22 protein-coding genes are annotated in these 23,208 nt (G+C 34.3%); 21 read left to right on the plus strand and 1 reads right to left on the minus strand.

Annotated elements, in window-relative coordinates:
- Positions 1 to 57: 57 nt before the first annotated feature.
- Positions 58 to 816: an IclR family transcriptional regulator gene (locus C3E89_RS07300; protein WP_236911796.1), complete on the minus strand. Its 759-nt coding sequence runs from the start codon at positions 814 to 816 to the stop codon at positions 58 to 60.
- Between the two features lie 200 nt (positions 817 to 1,016).
- Between C3E89_RS07300 and C3E89_RS07305 the strand changes: the two genes are divergently transcribed.
- The 21 genes from C3E89_RS07305 (at position 1,017) to yhfZ (ending at position 23,156) form a co-directional block, all read left to right on the plus strand.
- A complete protein-coding gene (locus C3E89_RS07305; RefSeq protein WP_236911797.1) occupies positions 1,017 to 2,414 on the plus strand; it encodes an aldehyde dehydrogenase family protein in 1,398 nt (465 codons plus the stop codon).
- Positions 2,415 to 2,438: 24 nt separating this feature from the next.
- Positions 2,439 to 3,770, plus strand: coding sequence for an aminotransferase class III-fold pyridoxal phosphate-dependent enzyme (locus C3E89_RS07310; RefSeq protein ID WP_236911798.1), 1,332 nt, complete (start codon positions 2,439 to 2,441; stop codon positions 3,768 to 3,770).
- 68 nt (positions 3,771 to 3,838) lie between these two features.
- On the plus strand, positions 3,839 to 5,083 hold the full coding sequence (locus C3E89_RS07315) for a M20 family metallopeptidase (protein ID WP_236911799.1): 1,245 nt from the start codon (positions 3,839 to 3,841) through the stop codon (positions 5,081 to 5,083).
- A gap of 37 nt (positions 5,084 to 5,120) precedes the next feature.
- Positions 5,121 to 6,044, plus strand: coding sequence for a ketopantoate reductase family protein (locus tag C3E89_RS07320; protein ID WP_236911800.1), 924 nt, complete (start codon positions 5,121 to 5,123; stop codon positions 6,042 to 6,044).
- A 123-nt stretch (positions 6,045 to 6,167) separates the two neighbouring features.
- The gene (locus C3E89_RS07325; protein WP_236911801.1) at positions 6,168 to 6,488 is read left to right on the plus strand and encodes a YhdT family protein; all 321 of its coding nucleotides are present in this window, start codon (positions 6,168 to 6,170) and stop codon (positions 6,486 to 6,488) included.
- Complete coding sequence (gene panF / locus C3E89_RS07330; protein ID WP_236911802.1) at positions 6,488 to 7,978, plus strand: sodium/pantothenate symporter; 1,491 nt, start codon at positions 6,488 to 6,490, stop codon at positions 7,976 to 7,978. The genes C3E89_RS07325 and panF overlap by 1 nt, the downstream gene beginning before the upstream one ends.
- Positions 7,979 to 8,065: 87 nt before the next feature.
- Positions 8,066 to 9,346 (plus strand): ArgE/DapE family deacylase, encoded by a 1,281-nt coding sequence (locus tag C3E89_RS07335; RefSeq protein ID WP_236911803.1) that lies wholly within the window; start codon positions 8,066 to 8,068, stop codon positions 9,344 to 9,346.
- A 31-nt stretch (positions 9,347 to 9,377) separates the two neighbouring features.
- Complete coding sequence (locus C3E89_RS07340) at positions 9,378 to 9,584, plus strand: hypothetical protein (RefSeq protein WP_236911804.1); 207 nt, start codon at positions 9,378 to 9,380, stop codon at positions 9,582 to 9,584.
- Entirely contained in the window at positions 9,553 to 11,010 is a 1,458-nt protein-coding gene (locus C3E89_RS07345; RefSeq protein ID WP_236911805.1) for an OPT/YSL family transporter, read from the plus strand. Before C3E89_RS07340 ends, C3E89_RS07345 begins: the two co-directional genes overlap by 32 nt.
- A gap of 31 nt (positions 11,011 to 11,041) precedes the next feature.
- Positions 11,042 to 12,007, plus strand: coding sequence for a P1 family peptidase (locus tag C3E89_RS07350; RefSeq protein WP_236913447.1), 966 nt, complete (start codon positions 11,042 to 11,044; stop codon positions 12,005 to 12,007).
- Between the two features lie 26 nt (positions 12,008 to 12,033).
- The gene (locus C3E89_RS07355; protein WP_236911806.1) at positions 12,034 to 13,050 is read left to right on the plus strand and encodes an HAD family acid phosphatase; all 1,017 of its coding nucleotides are present in this window, start codon (positions 12,034 to 12,036) and stop codon (positions 13,048 to 13,050) included.
- 96 nt (positions 13,051 to 13,146) lie between these two features.
- The gene (gene panB, locus C3E89_RS07360; RefSeq protein ID WP_005585077.1) at positions 13,147 to 13,986 is read left to right on the plus strand and encodes a 3-methyl-2-oxobutanoate hydroxymethyltransferase; all 840 of its coding nucleotides are present in this window, start codon (positions 13,147 to 13,149) and stop codon (positions 13,984 to 13,986) included.
- A 186-nt stretch (positions 13,987 to 14,172) separates the two neighbouring features.
- Entirely contained in the window at positions 14,173 to 14,952 is a 780-nt protein-coding gene (locus tag C3E89_RS07365; RefSeq protein ID WP_025640677.1) for an ATP-binding cassette domain-containing protein, read from the plus strand.
- Positions 14,945 to 15,913, plus strand: coding sequence for an ABC transporter permease (locus C3E89_RS07370; protein WP_236911807.1), 969 nt, complete (start codon positions 14,945 to 14,947; stop codon positions 15,911 to 15,913). The genes C3E89_RS07365 and C3E89_RS07370 overlap by 8 nt, the downstream gene beginning before the upstream one ends.
- A gap of 41 nt (positions 15,914 to 15,954) precedes the next feature.
- Entirely contained in the window at positions 15,955 to 17,055 is a 1,101-nt protein-coding gene (locus tag C3E89_RS07375; RefSeq protein WP_236911808.1) for a sugar ABC transporter substrate-binding protein, read from the plus strand.
- Positions 17,033 to 17,842, plus strand: coding sequence for a pseudouridine-5'-phosphate glycosidase (locus C3E89_RS07380; RefSeq protein WP_236911809.1), 810 nt, complete (start codon positions 17,033 to 17,035; stop codon positions 17,840 to 17,842). The genes C3E89_RS07375 and C3E89_RS07380 overlap by 23 nt, the downstream gene beginning before the upstream one ends.
- 132 nt (positions 17,843 to 17,974) lie before the next feature.
- A complete protein-coding gene (locus C3E89_RS07385) occupies positions 17,975 to 18,391 on the plus strand; it encodes an RrF2 family transcriptional regulator (protein WP_109840504.1) in 417 nt (138 codons plus the stop codon).
- Between the two features lie 90 nt (positions 18,392 to 18,481).
- Positions 18,482 to 20,365, plus strand: a complete 1,884-nt coding sequence (gene cooS, locus C3E89_RS07390; RefSeq protein ID WP_236911810.1) for an anaerobic carbon-monoxide dehydrogenase catalytic subunit — start codon at positions 18,482 to 18,484, stop codon at positions 20,363 to 20,365.
- 13 nt (positions 20,366 to 20,378) lie between these two features.
- The gene (locus C3E89_RS07395; RefSeq protein WP_005583164.1) at positions 20,379 to 20,828 is read left to right on the plus strand and encodes a 4Fe-4S dicluster domain-containing protein; all 450 of its coding nucleotides are present in this window, start codon (positions 20,379 to 20,381) and stop codon (positions 20,826 to 20,828) included.
- Positions 20,825 to 22,057 carry an NAD(P)/FAD-dependent oxidoreductase gene (locus C3E89_RS07400; protein WP_236911811.1) on the plus strand — a complete coding sequence of 411 codons (1,233 nt, stop codon included), beginning with the start codon at positions 20,825 to 20,827 and terminating at the stop codon, positions 22,055 to 22,057. The genes C3E89_RS07395 and C3E89_RS07400 overlap by 4 nt, the downstream gene beginning before the upstream one ends.
- A gap of 160 nt (positions 22,058 to 22,217) precedes the next feature.
- A complete protein-coding gene (gene yhfZ, locus C3E89_RS07405) occupies positions 22,218 to 23,156 on the plus strand; it encodes a GntR family transcriptional regulator YhfZ (RefSeq protein WP_236911812.1) in 939 nt (312 codons plus the stop codon).
- Positions 23,157 to 23,208: the final 52 nt, after the last annotated feature.

Consider the following 23,208-nt stretch of genomic DNA (forward strand, 5'->3'; position numbering starts at 1 on the left):
TTGAGTATATATAAGTTCTCATTTACAGTTATTCGCTGTAAATGAGAACTTGTTTTTTTATGGAAATAAATCTCCTTTTATATTTTTTGTACATTTTTTTAATTCTGTTACATAGTAGCCTATGTCTCCTTCATCCAATCTTGCAGCAGGTAGAGATATACTTACACTTGCTACGGCCTCCTGGTTTGAATTTAAGATTGGAACTGCAATGCATACCAATCCTTTTATATACTCCTCATTGTCAAAAGCATATCCCTGTTTTCTTATCTTTTCCAATTCTTTATTAAATTCTTCATAGGAGCTAATAGTGTTTGCCGTATATTTTACATATTTAATATTTTCTATATCTATATCATAGTTGAAAGCTGCTAAAGTTTTTCCAAGAGCACTACTATATATGGGCACTTTTAGGCCTATATCTAATTCTATTCTTAGAGGTTCCTTAGATACAATTTTATCTAAATAAATTACAGATTGGTTATCTAATATGCCTAAATTAACCGTTTCATTTATTCTGTTAAATAAATTTTCTAAATGGGGCCTTGCTATTTTTTTAATAGGAATTTTATTAGCCACCTTATTACCTAACTCATATAATTTGATGGAAACAAAATAATCATCGGTTTCTGGATCCTGATCAACATAATTTAAATACTTAAGGGTATTTAACATTCTATGTGTAGTGCTTTTACCAAATCCAGTGATTTCGCTTAATTCACTAACCCCTAACTTTTCATGTTCTGCTAATATTTCAAGAATAGCAAATACTTTTATAACAGATTTTATGATATTCCTATCTAATTCATTGTTTTTCAAAATTTATACCTCCATTAAATATTATCCTATATCTAAGTATATCAAAATAAAAAATATTTGAAATAGTAATAAAAAACGCTTGTCAATATTCAGAATATTTGGTACAATAAAACTAAATACCGCAATGCAGTAATAAATTCCACAATAAGGAACAACATTGATTTTTTAATCCATATCAAATTGTAATAGGAGGGATGATTATGTCAAATAGTATGAATTATAATGAATCTGAATTTGTAGCTAGTTTGGTAAAAAGAGCTAGGAAAGCTCAGGAATCCATTGAAGATTATAGCCAAGAACAGGTAGATAGATTAGTTACAGCTATTGTTTGGAATATAGTTAAAGATGGTCCAGCCCAGGAGATATCCAAATTAGCAGTAGAGGAATCAAGAATGGGTAATTATGAAGGCAAGTATAATAAGCTAATGGCTAAGGCCAAGGGTGCCCTTAGAGATATGAAAGGTAAAAAATCTGTAGGAGTTATAGAAATAGATGAAGAAAGGAAATTGATGAAAATTGCAAAACCCGTAGGGGTTATTGGAGCATTAGTACCTTGTACTAATCCAGAAGCTACACCTACAGTAAAAATTGCTCACGCTATTAAAGGCAAAAATGCTATTATATTGTCTCCTCATCCACGTACTAAAAAAACCAATGCTTTAATAGTAAAAATTGTTCGTGAAACTTTAAAAAAGTATAATGCACCTGAGGATTTAGTAATAGGGATTGATGAACCAACTATGGAGATAAGTAGCCAGTTAATGAAACAAACGGATTTAGTATTAGCCACTGGCGGTACTGGACTAGTAAAAGCGGCTTATTCATCTGGAACACCTGCATATGGTGTAGGTGCAGGTAATGCAGTGGTAGTCGTTGATGAAACAGCTGATTTGAAAGATGCAGCCTCAAAGATTAGAGCTAGTAAGACTTTTGATTTTGCCACATCCTGTTCAGCTGAAAATTCTATAATTGTACAAAGCAAAGTGTATGATGCTATGTTAGACGCTTTAAAAGCTGAAGGGGGATATTTAGTAGACGAAGAAGAAAAGAAAAGGTTACAAACAGCTCTCTGGATAGATGGACATTTAAATCCAGAAATTATTGCTCAATCAGCTCAAGAAATTGCAAGGATAGCAAATATAGATATTCCTGAAGAGACCATGTTTATTATGGTGGAAGAGGAAGGTATAGGTAAAGATTATCCTTTTTCAGGGGAAAAGCTTTCTGTTGTCCTAACGGTTTATAAATACCATGATTTTCAAGAAGCGGTGGATAAGGTTAACGAAATAACCAATTACCAAGGACGAGGCCATTCTTGTGGAATACATTCATTTAATGAAGAAAATATTATGAAATTAGCCCTTGAAACTAAAGTAAGTCGTATGAACGTTAATCAGGGACAGGCTCTTGCTAATACTGGTAATTGGTTTAATGGGGTACCCTTTACTACTAGTTTAGGTTGTGGTACTTGGGGAGGAAATATTACCTCTGAAAATATTACATGGAAACATATGATTAACACAACTTTAGTATCTAGATATTTTCCACCAATTATTCCTACAGATGAAGAGCTGTTTGGAGATATAATGAATGATTAATTAAATTATGTGAGGGGGTATAAAATGGCTAACTATACAGATAAAGTTAGAAAAGAAAGCTTAACATACAATCTTCATTCTTGGTCAGCTCAAGGAACGCTGAATCCAATGGTTATCACCAGGTCGGAAGGTATTTATTTTTGGAACTCGGAAGGCAAACGTTTTACTGATATGTCCTCCCAATTAGTAAATGTCAATATTGGACATGGCAATAAAAAAGTAGTTCAAGCCATAAAAGATCAAGCAGATAAGCTACCCTATATTGGACCTGGTTTTGCAGTTGATGTTAAATCAGAAGCAGCTAGGAAGATTTTAGAAGTAGCTCCGGATAATATGGGGAAGGTGTTTTTTACCAATGCTGGTGCAGAAGCCAATGAAAATGCTATAAAGATTGCCCGGATGTATACTGGTAAGTACAAAATTTTTTCAGGTTATAGATCTTATCATGGAGCATCCTATGGTGCAGCTAATTTAACTGGTGAAAAAAGGAGATTTCCTAGTGAACCTGGAATTCCTGGTTTTATCAAATACTTTAATCCATATCCTTACCGTGGACCCATAAAGTTTGATTCTGAAGAAGAGGCTGCAAAATATTATTTGACTCTTTTACGAGAACAAATAGAATTTGAAGGACCGGAACATATAGCTGCTATTTTCCAGGAGACGGTTGTAGGAAGTAATGGCATATTGATTCCCCCAAGGGGTTGGCTAGAAGGAGTAAGGGAACTCTGTGATGAGTATAATATTTTAATGGTATGTGATGAAGTAATGACTGGATGGGGAAGAACTGGGGAATGGTTTGCAGTGGATAATTGGAATGTTAAACCGGATATTATTACCATAGCAAAAGGATGTACCAGTGGCTATATTCCATTAGGTGGAGTCATTGTAAGTAAGGAAATAGCGAAATATTTTGATGACAATGTATTGTGGTGTGGTTTGACCTATAGTGGTCATCCCATGGGATGTGCAGCCGCTTCTGCCACAATAGATGTATATAAAGATGAAAATTTAATTGAGAATTCGAAAAAAATGGGATATCTACTAGGAGAGATTCTTGAAGAATTGAAGGAGAAGCATTCTTCTGTAGGAGATGTAAGGTATATAGGATTATTTTCTGCCATTGAACTAGTAAAGGATAAAGGAACAAAAGAACCACTAGTGCCCTATGGTAAAGACCCGGAAGGGTTGATGAAAAAAATACTGGGTATGTTAATTGAAAAAGGATTTTGGACCTATACCCATGACAATATTATTATAGTTGCACCACCTCTTATAATAAATGAAGAGCAATTAAGGGAGAGTATGGAAATTATGGATCAGGTGCTTGACTATGTAGATACAATTATAGAATAAGCTAAAAATTAAATAGGATTTGTAAGCTTAGACTGTATATTTGTATTCAGAAGATTAGGAGGAATAGGATGGAAGAGTATCAAAAGGTGTTAGATAAACTTGAAGTAGATAATATGATAGCATTTATCCAAGAGATAATTAGAATAAATAGTGTATATGATCCAGAAGTTGAAGGAGCTAATGAAGAGGAAGTAGCAAAATATATATATGATTTTTTACTAGAAGAGGGGTTTGAAGTATATATAGAAGAAGTAGTTCCTGGTAGACCTAATGTTATTGCCTTTCTAAGGGGAGAAGAGGAAGGTAAAACATTATTGTTTGAAGGGCATACAGATGTGGTTTCAGCAGGAGATATAGATAAATGGACCTATGATCCTTTTGGAGGCCAAATAGTGGAAGTAGATGGGAAAAAAAGAATTTATGGTCGAGGAGCTTGTGATACTAAACAGAATCTAGCAGCAGCTATATATGCAGTTAAGGCTATTAAGGACTCTAGTGTGAAATTTAAAGGGAATATTCTATTATGCATACCTGTAGATGAGGAAGGATTAATGATAGGTATAAAGGATTTTATCAAAAAAGGTTGGGCAGATAATGTAGATGCAGCAATAATATGCGAGCCAGAGGAAAAACATTTATGCATCTATCAAAAAGGTGCTATTCGTATAGGTATTTCCTTTAAAGGTAAGATGGCACATGGTTGTATGCCTTTAGCAGGAAATAACCCTAATTGGGCTGTGGGAAAAGTTATTAATGAATTAAGGAGACTAGAAAATTTTGAAAAAGATCGATTAGGAAAACATGAATATTTAGGGTGGCCGAGCATTACCCCTACTGTAATACAAACCCCTATAAAGGGAATAGCCCAAATAAATGTAATACCTACCGATGCATATATGACTTTAGACATAAGGACAATACCGGGACAAGAACATGATGCCATTAAGAGACAGGTTCAAGGAATATTAGATAGGTTTAAGGAACAATATCGTTATGGCGATGAAAAATTTGATGCTTATATGGAAGTATTGGACGATAGGCCCTATACAGTTACTTCAAAGGATGAACCTGTTGTTAAAGCTGTGGCTAAAGCCTATGAGAATATTATGAAGGAAAAGCCTATCTATAACGGAGTTCCAGGAGCTACTGATGGTACCTTTTTAGCGGTAGAAAAGGGTATACCTGTTATTGTGACGGGAGCGGGGGATAGGGAGGTTCCACATCAAGTAGATGAATGGTGTGAAATAGAGGATATTATAGAGATTAGTAAAATTTACATTTTAGCAGCTTTATACTATTTAAATGAGGAATGACTAAAAGTGAAATATTAATTGGGAAGGAGGTGATTTATTGCGAATAGCTATTATTGGTTCTGGTGCTATGGGAAGTCTTTATGGTGGTTATTTATCTAAAGGGGATAATGAAGTATATCTAGTGGATATTTGGGAGGAGCATATAAATAGAATAAATGACAAAGGTTTGATAATTGTAGAGGATAATATTGAACTAATGACAAAACCTAGAGGGATCACTGACTCCAAAGGTATAGGCCCTGTGGATTTAGTTATAGTTTTTGTTAAATCTACCCATACAAAAAATGCTATTGAAAATAATTTATCTATTATTGGGCCAAGAACTATGGTGTTATCCTTACAGAACGGCTATGGAAATGCAGATGGGATTGGTCAGTATGTACCAGAAAATAATATTATTTTGGGAACTACATCTCATGGGGCAACTATGATTCAACCTGGCAAGATAAGGCATGCTGGGAAAGGTAAAACTTATATTGGAAAGCTAATAGGAATTAATGATGAAAATGTCACTATAATAAGAAATGTTTTAAACGAAGCTGGTTTTGAAACAATTATATCAGACAATGTAATGGAGTTAGTTTGGTCTAAATTGTTAGTAAATGTTGGTATAAATGCTTTGACTGCTATTCTTGAAATAAGAAATGGTAAGTTATTAAAATGGGAAGAAAGTAAAGAATTATTAACTTTAGCAGTTTCCGAAGGAGTTAAAGTTGCCAATGGATTAGGATTAGACTTTAGTAAGGAAGAAGTAATTTCTAGTGTAATAAATGTAGCAAAAACCACTGGAGAAAACAAATCTTCTATGTTGCAAGATATATTGAATGGAAGAAAGACTGAAATAGAGAAGATTAATGGCGCTATAGTAAAAGAAGGAGAAAAGTTAGGTTTAGATACACCAGTAAATAGAGTTTTGATGGATATGATTAAAGTTAAGGAGAAGTTAGCAAGAGATGTTTAATTACTACAATAATAATAAAATCATTGACACCAAAAGTAATATCATTTAAAGTTATTAAATTATAAAGAGGGGAGGTAAAACTGTCCGTTATTTCTTAAATTAGATGTATAAGGAGGGAGCTCTATGTCTATAGGTGACAATGATAAAAAATTTATTGAAGATCCTAGATATAAGCAATGTAATAAAGAAGCTATTTATGCAGGTGCTCTTGGTATACTCAATGTAGTCTGGTGGTATGCTTGGGGATATGGTCTTGGTTCAAAGCCTGTCGAAGAATATTCTTATATAATGGGTTTACCTACTTGGTTTTTTATGAGTAGTGTTGTAGGTGCCATATTGTTTACTATTTTAACTTTTATAATGGTAGATAAATTTTTCAAGAATATGCCACTTGAAGATATGGATGAAGATGAAGCTAAGGAATTCTCTGGGGAGGTGAGATAATGGCAGGTTTAAATATATCGGTATTAGTTGCCTTAGTTATTTATTTTATCGGTGTATTTTTAGTTGGATTTTACTCAATGAAACATGTTTCTAAAGCGAGAACAGCCCCTACTGGAGAAGGTTTTTTAGATGAATTTTTAATTAGTGGTAGAGATTTAGGTGGATTTGTACTTGCAATGACTATGGTTGCAACATATTTAAGTGCAGGTAGTTTTATTGGCGGACCTGGTACAGCTTATACTCAAGGGTTAGGTTGGGTGTTTTTAGCTATGACCCAGATGCCCACTGGTTATTTTACATTATCAGTATTAGGTAAAAAGTTTGCCATAGTTGCAAGGAAAATAAATGCGGTAACAATAACTGATTTTATAAGAGCAAGATATAAGAGTAAACCTCTTGTAATTATCGTATCTCTATCTATTATATTTTTCTTTATAGCGGCAATGGCAGCCCAGTGGATAGGGGCAGCTAGACTTTTGGAAGGTTCAGTTGGATTACCTTATGTAACTGCATTATCTATATTTGCAATAACAGTAATAGTATATACTACTATTGGCGGTTTTAGGGCTGTTGCATTAACGGATACTCTACAAGGGATTATTATGACAATGGGGACAATAATTCTATTTGTTGTTGCAGTACAAGCAGGGGGAGGAATTAGTAATATTGTAACTAATATGAGGGAAATAAACCCTGGTTTAATATCGCCTTTTGGTGTAACAGAAGGGTTTATGACCAAGGCTTATGTTACTTCCTTTTGGATCTTAGTAGGTTTTGCTATAGTAGGTCTTCCAAGTGTTGCTGTAAGAGCTATGTCTTATAAGGATACCAATAGTTTACATCGTGGTATAAAATATGGAACCATTATATCAATGATACTATTGCTATTGATGCATTTAGTTGGTGCCTTTGGAACGACTTTGGTTTCCGGGATAGAATCTGGAGATTTAGTAGTACCAACTTTAACGGTAGATTTGTTCCCAGGATGGGTAGCAGGTTTAATATTAGCAGGACCATTAGCTGCTGTTATGTCTACAGTAGATTCCCAACTATTAATTGTAGTAGGTGCTATGGTTAATGATCTTTATGCAAATTACATTAGACCAGGGGATAGAAAGGATACAGCAAAAATATCTAAGGTTAGTTTTATAGCTACATTAATTATTGGACTGATTATATTCTTAGTAGCATTAAATCCACCAGAATTAATGGTGTGGTTAAATCTTTATGCTAACGCTGGTTTGATTTCAACATTTTTGTGGCCAGTAATATTAGGACTTTATTGGAAAAAAGCAAACAAAGAAGGTGCTCTTGCTTCAATGATAGTTGGAATAGGAAGTTATATATTGTTTAGCTATAAATGGCCAAGACCATTAGGGATGCATACCATAGTTTTACCATTAATATTATCATTGATAGCTTTCATTATCGTTTCTAATATAACTGAAGAGCCATCTCAGGAAATAATTGAGATTTTCTGGGGCGTTTAAATAATCCTACCTAGCTTCATTATTAGGATTATTAATGAAGCTAGGTTTGTATTGGATACCTATTGGCAAAATGGAGGGGATTGTCTAATGAAAGATTATAAAGGGATAAAAAATGCTATAGATGAAGCTGTAGAAAGCTTAGAAAACGAATTAATTGAATTTGCCCAGGAAATTGTACGAATTCCGACAGAGAATCCACCTGGAAGATATTATCCTAAATGTGCTGAGATAATTGGGAATATGATGAAAAGGATAGGTTGTGAAGTAGAATATATTAATGTTCCAGAGGAATTATTACCTAAATTAGCGCCAAAAGGAGAAAGTCTTCCAAGGGTAAATGTAATTGGTAGATATAAAGGGACCCGTGATAGACCTAATATACATTTTTCTGGGCATTATGATGTAGTACCTGCTGGGGATGGATGGTCTGTAGACCCATATGAAGCAGTTGTAAAAGATGGTAAATTATATGGTAGAGGTTCTTCTGATCAAAAATCTGGTATTGTCTCCCAAATATTCGCTATCTATGCTCTTAAAAAAGCAGGGATAAAGTTAAAGGGAACCATTATATCAAGTGCTACTCCAGATGAAGAAACTGGAGGAGAAGCAGGAATGGGTTATTTGGTTAAAGAAGGATATTTGAACAAGGAAAATACAGACTACTGTGTAATAACGGAATGTTTAGATGTGGATAAGGTATGTCTTGGGCATAGGGGTACTTTATGGTTTGAGTTGACAACAAAAGGGGTTCAAAGTCATGGTAGTATGCCTTATGAAGGAGTGAATGCCATTGAAAATATGGTAAAAGTAATAAATGCTATTGATAAGAAAATTAGACCGTTATTAATGGCAGATTCTAAATATCCTATCCAACCTGTAGAATGTAGAAAAAGTACATTAACAATTACGACTGTAGAGGCTGGGAATAAGGTCAATACGGTTCCAAATCGTTGTAAAGCTACATTCGACTGGCGCCTTATCCCTGAACAAAGTGTATCCTGGGCAAAAGAAAAGATATTATCTATATGCGAGGAATTAAAAAGCAAGGATCCTAATTTTGATTATGAATTTAATGTAATCATGGAAGTTGAGCCTACCATAGTTCCTGATGATACAGATGTTGTAAATGCTTTCTTGAAAGCTGGAAATGAATATTTAGGAAAAGAAATGGATTTTTCACTAAGTCCTGGAAGTGATGACCAGAAATATGTAGTGAAAGAAGGGAATATGGAAGAATGCATAGTATATGGACCAGGACCATTAGTATTAGCCCACAAGGTAGATGAATACGTGAAAATAGAGGATATGAAAAATTCTGCAAAGATTATGGCCTTAGCTACCGCCATGTTATTAGGAGTTGAAGAGTGACTAAAAATAAAGTTCAAAGGGGGTAAATTTGATGAAACCTGCTATGGATAACATGAAATACGCAAAGAGTTTTAAAGAGCAGTTAACATTTAGAGGTATTATAATCGGAGCAATAGGAGCAGTTATCATTACTACTAGTTCTATGTATGTTGCTTTAAGGATGGGTGCATTACCTTGGCCAACTATTTTTTGTTGCAGTTATGTCTATGACCATATTAAGACTTATGAAAAATACTAATCTAAATGAAATCAATGTTACTCATACGGCTATGTCAGCAGGGGGGATGGTAGCTGGAGGATTAGCCTTTACTATTCCAGGGATTTGGATGCTTGATCAAGGGGCAGAGGTTAGTTTTGTGGCCTTATTAGCTGTAACCTTATCTGGAGCAATTTTAGGGGTCATATTTACAGCATTGATAAGGAAATATTTTATAGAAGGTGAAAAATTACCTTTCCCTATGGGAATTGCTGCATCTGAAACTGTTCTTGCAGGAGATGAAGGAGGAGGAAAAGCTAAGATCCTATTTTCTACCCTAGGGCTTACGGCAGTTTTTACAGCAATTAGAGATTGGTTTGGCAAAATACCAGGAGCTTGGTTGCCAGAAAAGTTAGCTGCGAAGAATATATTCTTTGGATTATGGGTATCCCCTATGGCAGTCGGAATTGGATATTTAATTGGACCTTTGTTTACAGGTGTATGGTTTTTAGGAGCTGTAATTTCTTATTTTTTCTTAATACCTATAGGGGTGAAGGTAGGTTGGTTTGCCGATGTAGGGGTAGCTACTGCTTTTAAAGATAGTTTAGGTATTGGTCTTATGGTAGGTACTGGAATTGGTATATTAGTAAAGGGAATACTTCCTAAAGCAAAAGAGATTTATGGACCAATGATAAGTGGAAAAGCAGCAAAAGAAGGCGGAGTAAATATGAAATGGATACCAATGGCATTGGTAGCAATAGCTTTCCTATTAACTGTATTTACTAATATGGGGTTTATTGCCTCCGTTTTAACTATATTAGGAGTATGGCTAACTACAGCTATGGCAGCTTCAATAACCGGGCAAACCGGGATTAACCCAATGGAGATATTTGGTATAATAGTATTGTTAGTTGTTAAAGCAATAACGAAAATTGGCGGTGTGGAAGCATTCTTAGTTGCAGGTGTAGTTGCCGTAGCTAGCGGATTAGCTGGAGATGTGTTAAACGATTTTAAATCAGGATATATATTAAAAACCGATCCAAAAGCTCAGTTAATTGCTGAAACCATAGGGGGAGTAATTGGTGCTGTTGTATCTGTTATTGTAATGTTTGTTATGTATAAAGCCTATGGAACTATGGGTCCAGGGACTGAGTTGCCAGCACCTCAAGCTTATGCTGTATCCACTATGGTTGGTGGTTTACCAAATACAGGTGCTTTTATTGCTGGCCTTGTAATTGGATTTGTATTATATATCCTCAATATACCAGGAATGACTTTAGGTATTGGCATATATTTACCTATGTTCATATCAACTACCGCATTTTTAGGAGGATTAATTCATCTTGTAGTTTCCAAGACAAAACCAAAACTATTAGATAAAGGCACTATAGTTTCATCAGGATTATTAGGTGGAGAAGGGGTTACGGGAGTATTAATTGCAATTATCCAGGTATTGACAATGTCATAAAAGGAGGGGCTGAGTTATGGAAGAGTATAAAATGGAAGAAATACCATTTACTCATATTGATGGTATAAAGGTAGGTCATGTTCAGGATTTTAAAGCTGCTACAGGTTGTACAGTCATAATATGTGAAGGAGGAGCAACAGCTGGCGTCGATGTAAGGGGAGGTTCTCCTGGAACTAGGGAGACAGATCTATTAGATCCACAAAATTTAGTAGATAAAATCCATGCAGTAATGTTGTCTGGAGGATCAGCCTTTGGGCTAGATGCAGCTTCTGGAGCTATGAAATATTTAGAAGAAAGGGATATTGGATTTGATGTACAGGTAACTAAAGTACCTATAGTATGTAGTGCAGTGTTGTTTGATTTGGTAGTAGGGGATTATAGGGTAAGACCAGATTTTAATATGGGATATAAAGCTTGTACTAATGCAACAGATAAGGAATGTCCTAATGGTAATATAGGAGCTGGAACTGGTGCTACTGTAGGGAAGTTTTTAGGAATAGAAAGGGCAATGAAAGGGGGATTAGGTTCTTATGCTCTGCAAATAGGGGATTTAAAGGTAGGTGCTATTGTAGCAGTTAATGCTTTAGGGGATATAATAGACCCAGAAACGGGAGAGATTTTAGCTGGTTTACTAGATGAAGATGGGAAAAAATTAGTTGGAACAGAAAATGTAATGGCTGAAAAATACTCAGAAAAGAAGAATGTTTTTAGCGGGAATACTACTATAGGTGTTGTGGCTACTAATGGAATATTTACAAAAGCCGAAGCTAATAAATTAGCATCCATGTCCCATAACGGCTATGCTAGAACCATGAGACCAGCTCATTCTATATTCGATGGAGATACAATATTCACTATGGCTACGGGTAAAGTGAAAGCAGATATTAATGTGGTGGGATTTTTAGCCGCAAGAACTATGGAGAGAGCAGTGATAAATGCAATTAAATCTGCAGAATCAGCTTATGGATTTAAGGCTTATAGGGAATTACGGAGTTAAATAAATTAAAAATGGGGGGATAATAAATGAAACGTAGTTTTAATAAAAAAACTTTGCTCATGACTTTGATGGTCTTTGCCATTATGGCGAGCACAGTATTTGCTAGACCAATACTTAAAACCATACAAGTAGATGATAGTTTAATTGAAATTCAATTGAATGGTAAAGACATTATATTTGAGGATGATGAAAAACCATTTATATATAATGGCAAAACCTACGTTCCCATAAGAACATTCGCTGAACAGGATAACAAAAAAGTGTCTTGGGATGCTAAAAATAACAGAGTTGTTATAGAAGATGGTAGTAAAATATCCAGTGATCCGCGATTGGAGCAAAATGTTTCGGGAACATTATGGCTAATGTCTGGTGAAAACAGGGCTAATAGTTATCAAGTGTTTAATTTGGCAAAAATGTTGTATGATAAAGCTTTAGAAGGGAATAAAGGTGAAGAAAAACTTGCGGTTATTGTGGATATTGACGATGCTATAATAGATAGTACATCTTATACCTGTCAATTAATGGGTGGCAAAGAATGGACTACTCAAGCTTGGGAAGAATGGGTGGCATCGGATTTACCAAAAGCCATACCAGGTTCGGTAGAATTCTTAAATTATGTCGTAGATAACGGTGGTGAAGTATTTTATATTACCAACAGATGGCCTGCAATTAGGGAAGCCACTCTGGAAAGTCTTGAAAAACTTGGATTCCCAATAGATAATGAAAAGCACCTTTTTGTTAGGGAAGATGGGACTCCCTCTAGCAAAGAAAGTAGAAGAAATGTAGTAGAAAAAGATTACGAAGTTGTATTATTGATAGGTGATAATTTAGAAGATTTTTCTGATGCATTTTCACCTTCTTTAGGATTGGAAGGAAGAGCTAAAGCCGTAGATGAATTTAAAGAAAAATGGGGAACAAAATTTTTAGTTTTACCTAATCCTATGTACGGAGACTGGGAAAAAGCCATAATAAACAATGAAAAGGGATTGAGCATAGAAGAAACTATTGAAAGAAGAAGAGAAGTTCTGTTAAAAAATCAATAATATTCATACTGATGATTTTGCTCTAGTTTTCGCACAATTATTAGCAAGGTATATGAGCGGATACAGTTAGCAACACTATTGAAAGGGGACATCAAAATGAAAACAAAAATAACAACATTGGACTTTAAAAAAATGAAAAAAGAAGGTAAAAAACTTAGAATGGTCACTGCCTATGACTATCAAATGGCTGCCTTAGTAGATAAGTCAGACATAGAATTAATATTAGTAGGTGATTCCTTAGGAATGGTTATGTTGGGATACGAAGGAACTATTAAGGTAACTATGGAAGATATGATTCACCATATTAAACCGGTGGTTAAAGGAGCACCTAATACTTTTATTGTTGGAGATTTACCCTTTGGCGCCTATAATGTAAGTGTGGAAAAAGCAGTGGAAAATGCCATAAGGTTAATGAAAGAAGGGGGTTGTGACTGTATAAAACTAGAAGGCGGAGTGAATGTGGCAGATAAGATAGAGGCAATAGTAGCAGCAGGAATACCGGTAATGGGCCATATAGGTTTGACACCCCAGACTAGCTCTCAATTAGGTGGGTTTAAAGTACAAGGTAAAGATGTAAAAGCAGCTAAGAGGATACTTGAAGATGCAAAAGCAGTGGAAGCTGCAGGTGCTTTTTCTGTAGTTGTAGAATGTGTACCTGCTCAAATGGGAAAACTAATAACTGAAACCCTAGAAATATCTACAATAGGGATTGGAGCAGGTGTACATTGTGATGGACAAGTATTAGTTACACAGGATATGATAGGAATGTTTGACCAATTTGTACCTAAATTTGTTAAACAATATGCCGATGTTGGAAATATTATATTGGAAGCCTTTAATGCATATGGGAAAGAAGTCCGGGAAGAGAAATTCCCGGAAGATATTCACAGTTTCAATATGAAACAGGAGGTATTAGACCAGCTAATGAAGCAATAGCGACAAAAACCCACCTTAACTCCCTCTTATTTCAATATAAAATGAGAGGGAGTCTTTGTTTATAGGTAGTATTAAAAAAACCTATACAATCTATACTTACATAGATTTTATTAATTGGAATAAAAGGATTAATTATGCTAAAATAGCTAAAGGTTCAAGAATAATAAGGATAATAAGGAGAAAGTTATGGAAGAGCCAAAGGGAAATATAGTATTTGCATCCTTAAAAAATATTTCAAAGAGTTTTGGAAAAGTAAATGCTTTAAAGAATGTAACTATGGAAATTGAAAAGAATAAAATAACAGCAATAGTTGGAGATAATGGTTCTGGTAAAAGTACCCTTATTAAAATTCTATCTGGTACTATAAGACCGGATAGTGGGAGTATATACATAGAGGATAATCTTTACAAATATATCACACCTAAACTAGCTTATGAAAAAGGTATAGCAACAGTTTATCAAGATTTGGCTTTAGATAATTTTAGGGATGTGACCGGAAATATTTTTTTAGGTAAGGAGATAACTAAATTCGGTTTTATATTGGATTATGAAAAGATGTATAGAGAAACTGAGTTTCTACTAAAAAACCTTAATATAAATATTCCTTATTTAAAAACACCTGTAGGTTATTTGTCAGGAGGCCAGAGGCAGTCTGTGGCAATTGGAAGGGCTGTTTACCAGGGGAAAAAACTAATAATTTTTGATGAGCCAACAGCTGCCATGGGGGTAAAGGAATCTACAGCAGCTAATCACTTGATAAAATCGTTACCTGATAAAGGATTTGCAGTACTAATTATAAGTCATGATATATATCAGGTATTTGATATATCTGATAGAATTTTTATTCTGGAACATGGTGAAGTAGTTGATGATGTAATGAAAAACCAAGTTACACCGCAGGAACTAAGGGAGAGAATTAGCCTTGGGGCTAAGAATTGTTTAAGAGAGAGTGAATGTATTGATTAAAGAATATGATAAGAAGTCTGTTGGAATAGAAAAACCTTTTACACAATTATTTTTACTTGGAATTATGATTTTATTAGTTATATTTTTGTCAATAAAATCTCCATATTTTCTTACTTGGAATAATTTAAGAAATATACTTGACCATACTTCAACACAGTTAATAATGGCCATAGGAATGACTTTCGTGATTTCTTCTGGAGGTATTGATTTATCTGTAGGAAGTATTGTTGCACTAACTGGAATATGTATTGGATTAATGCTAAAGGGTGGAGTATCTGTAGTGTTGTCATCTATAATAGGGGTTTTAATAGGTGGGATATTAGGTGCTATTAATGGTGTTATTATTTCAAAGCTTAAAATAGCTCCTTTTATTGTGACTATAGGTAGTATGTCCCTATTTAGAGGAATTAGCTTGGTAATAACAGAGGGTATGCCAATATACGGTTTTCCTCCCCAAATTACATATTTTGGAAAAGGGGATCTTGGTAAGATCAATCCTCCAATAATATTAGGAATATTTATGGCTATACTCTCTGTTTTTTTACTTAAATATACAAAATGGGGACAATATAGCCTTGCTCTAGGTGGAAATGAGGAGGCCTTAAGACGAGTAGGGGTTTCTGTTAATTTTTACAAGACAACAATTTACATATTTTCTGGATTAATGGCTGGATTAGCAGGATTAATCTATATATCAAGGCTTAATGCAGCTGAACCTAATGCAGGGTTTATGCTAGAATCAGATATTATTGCTGCTGTCATTTTAGGAGGAACTTCTATGAAAGGAGGTAAAGCTAGTATTGGTGGTACAGTAATAGCTTGCCTTCTGTTAGGAGTAGTTAGAAATGGTCTAACTTTATTGAGTATTTCTTCATATTATCAGCAGTTGTTCATAGGGGCAATCATTATCATATCTGTATCAATATCAGAAATAAGGCAAAGAAGACAGATACAGATTTGATAATTGCAGAAAACATATTTTAAAGGAGATGAAGTAATAAAATGAAAAAAGTTATATCATTAGTATTAGTTTTAACTATGTTAATTAGCATGCTAATTGGTTGTACGTCTAAGGATATGGAAACTACAGAATTAGATAGTACAAAGGATGCAGAAGAAATGGATTTAGTAGAAGAAAATAATAGTGAAGAGGAAGGTAATTCTAAAATTGCTGAAATGGAAGAAATATTAATGGATCAATTGGAACCAATGCCAGAACTTGATGGAGGAGAAAAAATTGGTGTTTTAATAATTTCTCTTACTAATCCCTTCTGGTCAAATATGAAGGATAAATATGAAAAGGCTGGAGAAGAATTAGGAATTGAAGTAGAAGTGCTATCTGCACCTACAGAAGGTGATACTACTTCCCAACTTGAGACATTAGATGGAATGATAGTGAAGGATTACGATGCTATTATATTTTCACCAATAGATGGTAACAATTTAATTCCAGGGCTATTAAGAGCTAATCAAGCTAATGTACCCGTAATAAATTTAGGGCCTGGAGTAAATCAAGATGCATTAAAAGAACAAGGTGGACATGTGGATGGCATTATTACTGTGGATTTCGAGAATCAAGGTAAAATGGTTGCCGAAGATATGTTAAAACAAATGCCTGATGGTGGCAAAGTAGCAATAATACAAGGTATCCCTGGAGCTGGACAGAGTGAAGGTCGTACTAAAGGAGCAAAAGAGGTCTTTGAAAACACAGAAGGTGTTGAAATTGTAAGTATTCAACCTGGGAATTGGGATAGAAATACAGCTTATAATATTGCTACAGATCTTATTCAAGCTCATCCAGATTTAAAAGGAATATTTGCTTGTAATGATGTAATGGCTCTTGCTGCAGTAGAAGCTTTAGAAACAGCTGATAAAAAGGATGGAATTATAGTATATGGTGTAGATTTTACAGAAGAGGCACAGGTAGCTATAAAGGAAGGGCGTCTTGATGGTTCTATTACCTATTCTCCATCGGTATATACAAAAGCAGCTTTGCTTTTATCTCTAAAAATTGTTCAAGGTGAAGAAGTGGAAGGCCCAGTATACTCTCCCCTTGCAGTGGTAAATAAGGAGAATATAAATGATTTTGACGGATGGAAATAGACCTAAAAACTACTTGGTAGAAACGGCTTTGTTAGGCCATGGCCTTATATCCGTAGAGGATTATGAGATATTATCTGCTTGGCCCAAAGGAGCAATGTTAGCTTGGATGGAAAAGGGAAAAATACGCATAGGAACCATTGAGGAGTTCATCACATCAAGACAGGAAAGGGATAGCTGGACTAGACTTGATGGCCGTAAGGTTAAAGAAGAGTGTAATACTAATATAAACGCCTATCTTACAGCTTCAGGTACTATGGCAGTAGCCAAAGAAATAGGCTGCCCGGTAGTAGTTTCAGCTGGTATAGGAGGAATAGGAGATATTAAAGAGGAAAGGCTTTGTTATGACTTACCTGCTCTTTCCCAAATGGATATTACCCTTGTGGCTACATCACCTAAAGATATGCTAGATATAGAAGGGACTTTAAACTGGCTTAAGGATCACGGGGTAAATATATTAGGGTTTGAAACAGAATATTGTGATGGATATATATTAAGTCTTAAGCCTTATAGGCTATTAAAGAAATTATCCTATGAAGATGCAAATCAATTGGAATATGGTTGTAATCTAGTTTTAAATCCAATACCTAAGGATCAACGCTTGAAAGATGGATCTTTTTTAGAGGAAGCTATTAGAGCTGGTAAAGAAGCTGAAGAAAAAGGACAACATTATCATCCAGCAGCTAATGCTTGTTTTGATAGACTGAGTTTTGGTTTATCATCAAAAATTCAACTTGAATCTTTAATTTCTAATATAAAATTAGCAGAGATAATAACTGAGAATAGATAGTATAAGGAAATCAAGTGGCAAAAAATTTTTGCCATTTGATTTTTGATATTTTTTTGATATTGACAATACCAAATAATTAACATATAATGAAAGTACACTAAATTGGTATAACTTTAAACAAGGAGAAGATCAATGAGAATAACTCAAGAAGCAGATTATGCTCTAAGAGCTGTATATTATCTATGTACAATGGAGTCAGGAGCTAGGGTAAGTGCAAATATAATAGCAGAGGAACAAAATATACCTGTTAGATTTTTATTAAAATTACTACAGAAATTGAGAAATGCAGGATTGGTAGAATCTTTTATGGGGGTAAATGGAGGATATGTTTTAAATAGAAAACCGCAGGATATAACTTTATTAGATGTGGTAGAAGCCGTAGATGGGCCTATTTATATAAATAGATGTCTATACGACCCAGAGGAATGTAATAATATTGGTGTAAAAAATTGTTCTATTCATAAAGCTTTATATCATGTTCAAGAGAATTTAAAAAAGGATTTAGAATCCATTAATTTTCAAACCATTTTAGATGATTATAAAATATAGGAAGTGTATAACTTCCATATATTTTTAAATAAAAGTACACCAAAGTGGTAAACGTTAACATGATAAGTATAATATTAAGGGGGTATTTTTATGGCTTTGAAAATGAAAGCTGCTACTTGCAATTCTGCAGATAAAATATTGGAAAATTTTATTGCAGAATTGGAATTTGACACCTGTCATCATAGGATAGAGACTCAGGATATTAAATGTGGGTTTGGACTCCAAGGAGTTTGTTGTAAACTTTGCGCTAATGGACCCTGTAGGATTACTCCAGATGCTCCAAAAGGGGTATGTGGTGCTACATCGGATACTATTGTAGCTAGGAATTTTTTAAGAGCAGTTACTGCTGGATCCGCTTGTTATCTCCATATAGTAGAGAATGCTGCTTGGAATTTAAAAGAAACTGGAGAAAAAAAGGGAGAGATAAGGGGCAAGAATACTTTAAATCAATTAGCTGAACTATTTGAAATTGATGGAGGAGGTTATCATCAGAAAGCAGTTAAAATTGGCGAAAAGGTATTGGAGGATTTATACAAACCTAGATTTAAGGAAATGGAATTAGTAGAAAAACTAGCCTATGAACCACGATACGAAAGATGGCAAGAACTAGGCATATTACCGGGAGGAGCAAAATCAGAAGTCTTTGATTCCTTAGTAAAAACCTCTACTAACCTTAATAGTGATCCTGTAGATATGTTGTTACACGCTTTAAATCTTGGTATTTCCACCGGATTATATGGGTTATTTTTAACAAACAAACTGAACGATATAATGCTAGGAGAGCCTCAGATAAGACCTGCTAGTGTAGGGTTTAAGGTTTTAGATCCAGACTATATAAATATCATGATTACTGGTCATCAGCATTCTTTATTCTCCCACCTTCAAGAGGCTTTAGTTTCATATTATGCAAAGGAAAAAGCTAAGGAGGTTGGGGCAAAGGGATTTAAATTAGTTGGTTCAACCTGTGTTGGTCAAGATTTACAGTTAAGGGGAGAACATTATCAGGATGTATTTTCCGGTCATTCTGGAAACAATTTTACTAGTGAGGCTCTAATTGCTACTGGTGGTATAGATTTGATTTTATCTGAGTTTAACTGTACTTTTCCAGGTATAGAGCCTATTTCTGAAGAATTAATGGTGAAGATGATATGTATTGATGATGTGGCTAAAAAGCAGAAGGCAGAATTTGTTCAGTATTCCTATGAAGATAGGGAAAACATTTCTCTCTATGTAATAGAAGAAGGGATAAAAAGCTATAAGAATAGAAGAAATAAAATAAAGATAAATATGCCAGCTAATCATGGAAATGATGATACCTTAACTGGAATTAGCGAGGATTCATTGAGGGAATTTTTAGGAGGTAGTTATAAGCCGTTAATAGATTTAATAGTAGCAGGTAAGATAAAAGGGGTTGCAGGAATCGTTGGTTGTTCCAATCTGGTTTCAGGCGGGCATGATGTATTTACCGTTGAACTTACAAAGGAACTTATAAAAAGGGATATTATAGTTTTATCAGCAGGATGTTCTAGTGGAGGTTTAGAAAATGTTGGACTTATGTCTCCACAGGCAGCAGTATTAGCTGGAGATAGTTTAAGAAGCATATGTGAACAATTAGGCATTCCTCCAGTATTAAACTTTGGTCCCTGTTTATCTATTGGAAGGTTGGAAGCCGTTGCTACAGAATTAGCTAGAATACTTAATATAGATTTGCCACAACTGCCACTTATTCTTTCTGCGCCTCAATGGTTAGAAGAACAGGCTTTAGCAGATGGTGCTTTTGCTCTTGCTTTAGGGTTACCTCTACATTTAGCGAAACCACCTTATATAACTGGCAGTAAAATAGTTACTAAAGTTTTGACTGAAGACTTGGAAGAATTAACAGGTGGTAAGTTAATCATGGACGATGATGTCTTAAGTACAGCAGATAAATTAGAAAATATTATCCTATCTAAAAGAAATGCCTTGGGTATTTAAAGGGGGATTAGAGATGAAAAGGATAATGATCGATAAGGATAAATGTATGGCCTGTCTTGGTTGTGTATTAGGATGTATGGCTGAACACAATGAAAAGGGGAAGTCTATTTATGATTTGGATTTAGAAGATAGGACTAACGAAAGTAGAAATCATATAGAGTTAGATCATAAGCAAAATCCCATTCCCATTGTATGCCGTCACTGTCAGGAACCAGAGTGTGCAATTACCTGCATGAGTGGTGCCATGACTAAAAATGATGAAACGGGATTAGTAGAGTACGATAAAGATAAATGTGCAGCTTGCTTTATGTGTGTAATGTCCTGTCCCTATGGGGTTTTAAAGCCAGACAGAGTAAATAAGGAAGTCATTATGAAATGCGATATGTGCGATAACAAGGATACTCCAAGATGTGTAGAATTCTGCCCTACTAAAGCATTGTATACAGTGGAGGTGATGGAATGAAATATTTAGTATTAGGCGCTAGTGCGGCTGGTATTAATGGAGCAAAAACTTTGAGAAAATTAGATAAAAATAGTTCTATTACCCTAATATCTGTTGATGATAAGGTCTATTCCAGATGTATGCTCTATCTATATATAGGTAAAAAAAGAAATTTAGAGACTTTATCCTTTATAGATAAAGATTTTTTCAATAGGAATAATATAGAATGGATAAAAAACAAAAGGGTTAGTAAGGTTGAATCAAAGGAAAAGAAGGTGATATTAGAAGATGGTACTTTCCATGAATATGATAAACTCCTTATAGCTACAGGTTCATCAGCGGCAATTCCTCCTGTAGAAAACTTAAGGGAAGGCAAAAATGTATTTACCCTAAGAAATTTAGAGGATGCTATGGCCATAGACAAACTTGTAAACATATCTAAAACTGCAGTAGTTATTGGTGGAGGATTGATAGGCATAGATATTGCTGTGGAGCTTATAAATAGGGGTCTTAAAGTCCATATTGTGGAAATGGGGCCAAATATATTGCCTATGCAATTGGATGAGAGAAGTGCTAAAACTTATGAAAGGGAGTTAATGAAAAGAGGGGCTACTATATTAACGGATAAATTAGCTCAGAAGGGGGTATTAGATTCAGAAAATAATGTGGTAGAGGTAATATTAACAGATGGTACAAGAATTGGAACGGATATGGTAGTAGTAGCTGCCGGGGTTAGGGCTAATGCAGATTTTATTGAAGGTACAAATATTGAATTCGACAGGGGGATTATAGTCGATAATAGATGTCAAACGGCTGAAGAGGATATATATGCAGCAGGAGATGTCTGTGCAAATAAACCGGGTATATGGCCTTTAGCGGTAAATGAAGGTATATCTGCAGCATATAATATGGTGGGGATTGATAAAAAAATAGAGAGTTCTTTTGGATTTAAAAACTCCATGAATTTCTATGGTATTCCAACTATATCTATAGGTAATCCAAATCCTAAAGACGATAGTTACCAGATTAGCATGTATGATGACGGACAAATATATAAGAAGATAGTGCACAAAGATGGTATTGTCTATGGGGCTATATTTCAAAATGATATATCCTATATAGGCCCTTTTACAAAGATAATTGGAGATGGAATTGCTATGGATTCAATAGATAAAAATATATTCAAGATAGGCTATGGAGATTTCTTCCATGTTAAACCCAATGGAGAGTTTGAGTATAAAATAATATAGATTTAGTAAGTTCCCATTAGAAGTTTTAATGATGAAAAGTGGGAACTTATTTTTTTGCTTCTAAATTATATAAAAAAGCGTTGCAAACCTTTGCTTAATATGCTATTATTAATATACAATATTTTGTATACTGATAATGTGTTGAAAGAGGAAGATAGATATGCTTAGTTGTAAGAGAAAGTTAATGTCTAAAAATGGCGAAGTTGCAATGCTTTTAGCTAGAGAGCTTATTAGCTATAATATAGGGGATAGAATAAGAACTGTAGGAGATTATGCTGAGAATTTTAGTACTGGAAGAGGTACTGTTCAATCTGCAATTAAGCTTTTAGAGGATGAAGGAGCAATAGGGCTTGAGAGTAGAGGACATTTGGGTACTTTTATATTATCTATTGATTATAAGAAATTATGGAGTATTTCTGACTTTGGAGTAGTAATGGGAGTTATGCCTTTACCTTATTCTAAACGTTATGAAGGTTTAGCCACAGGATTATACAAAGCTTTTGAAAAAGCTGATATTCCCTTTAGTTTAGCCTTCATGAGAGGGGCAGGAAAAAGAATTGAAGCATTAGATATGGGAAAATATGATTTCACTATTACGTCTAAATTGGCTGCAACTCATGAAAAAGATAAATTTAAATTTATTGATGTGATGCATATTTTTAAAGAAGGAAGTTATGTAGGAGAGCATATTATACTATTTAGAGATAATCATGTTAATAAAATAGAGGATGGTATGAAAATAGGAATAGATACTACTTCACCAGACCAGTTTTTATTAACTAAATATGAATGTGAAGGAAAAGATGTAAAATATATTGAAACATCTTATAATCAGATAGTAGAAAAACTAAAAAATAAAGAAATAGATGCAGCAGTATGGAATGAAGATGAGATTAAAGAAAAAGGTTTAAAGTTTAATACGCAAAGGCTTAAAAACCCAAAAAGCCTAGAAATAAATAAAAATGATACTATGGCAGTTATGGTTATAAATAATAATAATTTAGAACTTGAAAATATAATTAAAAAATTTATTGATATGGAATATATAGAAAGTATTCAAAAAAGAGTATTAGAAGGACAGATTATTCCTATGTATTAATTTTTTTAATTTCAATATACTGAAAACTGTATATTCTTTTGGAGGTAATGAA

The sequence above is a fragment of the Clostridium sp. Cult1 genome (assembly GCF_021655095.1).
Lineage (GTDB): Bacteria > Bacillota > Clostridia > Tissierellales > Tepidimicrobiaceae > Schnuerera.

Coding starts and splice junctions, on each gene's coding strand:
- C3E89_RS07305 (WP_236911797.1), top strand. CDS start 1,017: ATGTCAAATAGTATGAATTATAATGAATCTGAATTTGTAGCTAGTTTG.
- C3E89_RS07310 (WP_236911798.1), top strand. CDS start 2,439: ATGGCTAACTATACAGATAAAGTTAGAAAAGAAAGCTTAACATACAAT.
- C3E89_RS07315 (WP_236911799.1), top strand. CDS start 3,839: ATGGAAGAGTATCAAAAGGTGTTAGATAAACTTGAAGTAGATAATATG.
- C3E89_RS07325 (WP_236911801.1), top strand. CDS start 6,168: ATGTCTATAGGTGACAATGATAAAAAATTTATTGAAGATCCTAGATAT.
- panF (WP_236911802.1), top strand. CDS start 6,488: ATGGCAGGTTTAAATATATCGGTATTAGTTGCCTTAGTTATTTATTTT.
- C3E89_RS07335 (WP_236911803.1), top strand. CDS start 8,066: ATGAAAGATTATAAAGGGATAAAAAATGCTATAGATGAAGCTGTAGAA.
- C3E89_RS07340 (WP_236911804.1), top strand. CDS start 9,378: ATGAAACCTGCTATGGATAACATGAAATACGCAAAGAGTTTTAAAGAG.
- C3E89_RS07345 (WP_236911805.1), top strand. CDS start 9,553: ATGACCATATTAAGACTTATGAAAAATACTAATCTAAATGAAATCAAT.
- C3E89_RS07350 (WP_236913447.1), top strand. CDS start 11,042: ATGGAAGAAATACCATTTACTCATATTGATGGTATAAAGGTAGGTCAT.
- C3E89_RS07355 (WP_236911806.1), top strand. CDS start 12,034: ATGAAACGTAGTTTTAATAAAAAAACTTTGCTCATGACTTTGATGGTC.
- panB (WP_005585077.1), top strand. CDS start 13,147: ATGAAAACAAAAATAACAACATTGGACTTTAAAAAAATGAAAAAAGAA.
- C3E89_RS07365 (WP_025640677.1), top strand. CDS start 14,173: ATGGAAGAGCCAAAGGGAAATATAGTATTTGCATCCTTAAAAAATATT.
- C3E89_RS07375 (WP_236911808.1), top strand. CDS start 15,955: ATGAAAAAAGTTATATCATTAGTATTAGTTTTAACTATGTTAATTAGC.
- C3E89_RS07380 (WP_236911809.1), top strand. CDS start 17,033: ATGATTTTGACGGATGGAAATAGACCTAAAAACTACTTGGTAGAAACG.
- C3E89_RS07385 (WP_109840504.1), top strand. CDS start 17,975: ATGAGAATAACTCAAGAAGCAGATTATGCTCTAAGAGCTGTATATTAT.
- cooS (WP_236911810.1), top strand. CDS start 18,482: ATGGCTTTGAAAATGAAAGCTGCTACTTGCAATTCTGCAGATAAAATA.
- C3E89_RS07395 (WP_005583164.1), top strand. CDS start 20,379: ATGAAAAGGATAATGATCGATAAGGATAAATGTATGGCCTGTCTTGGT.
- C3E89_RS07400 (WP_236911811.1), top strand. CDS start 20,825: ATGAAATATTTAGTATTAGGCGCTAGTGCGGCTGGTATTAATGGAGCA.
- yhfZ (WP_236911812.1), top strand. CDS start 22,218: ATGCTTAGTTGTAAGAGAAAGTTAATGTCTAAAAATGGCGAAGTTGCA.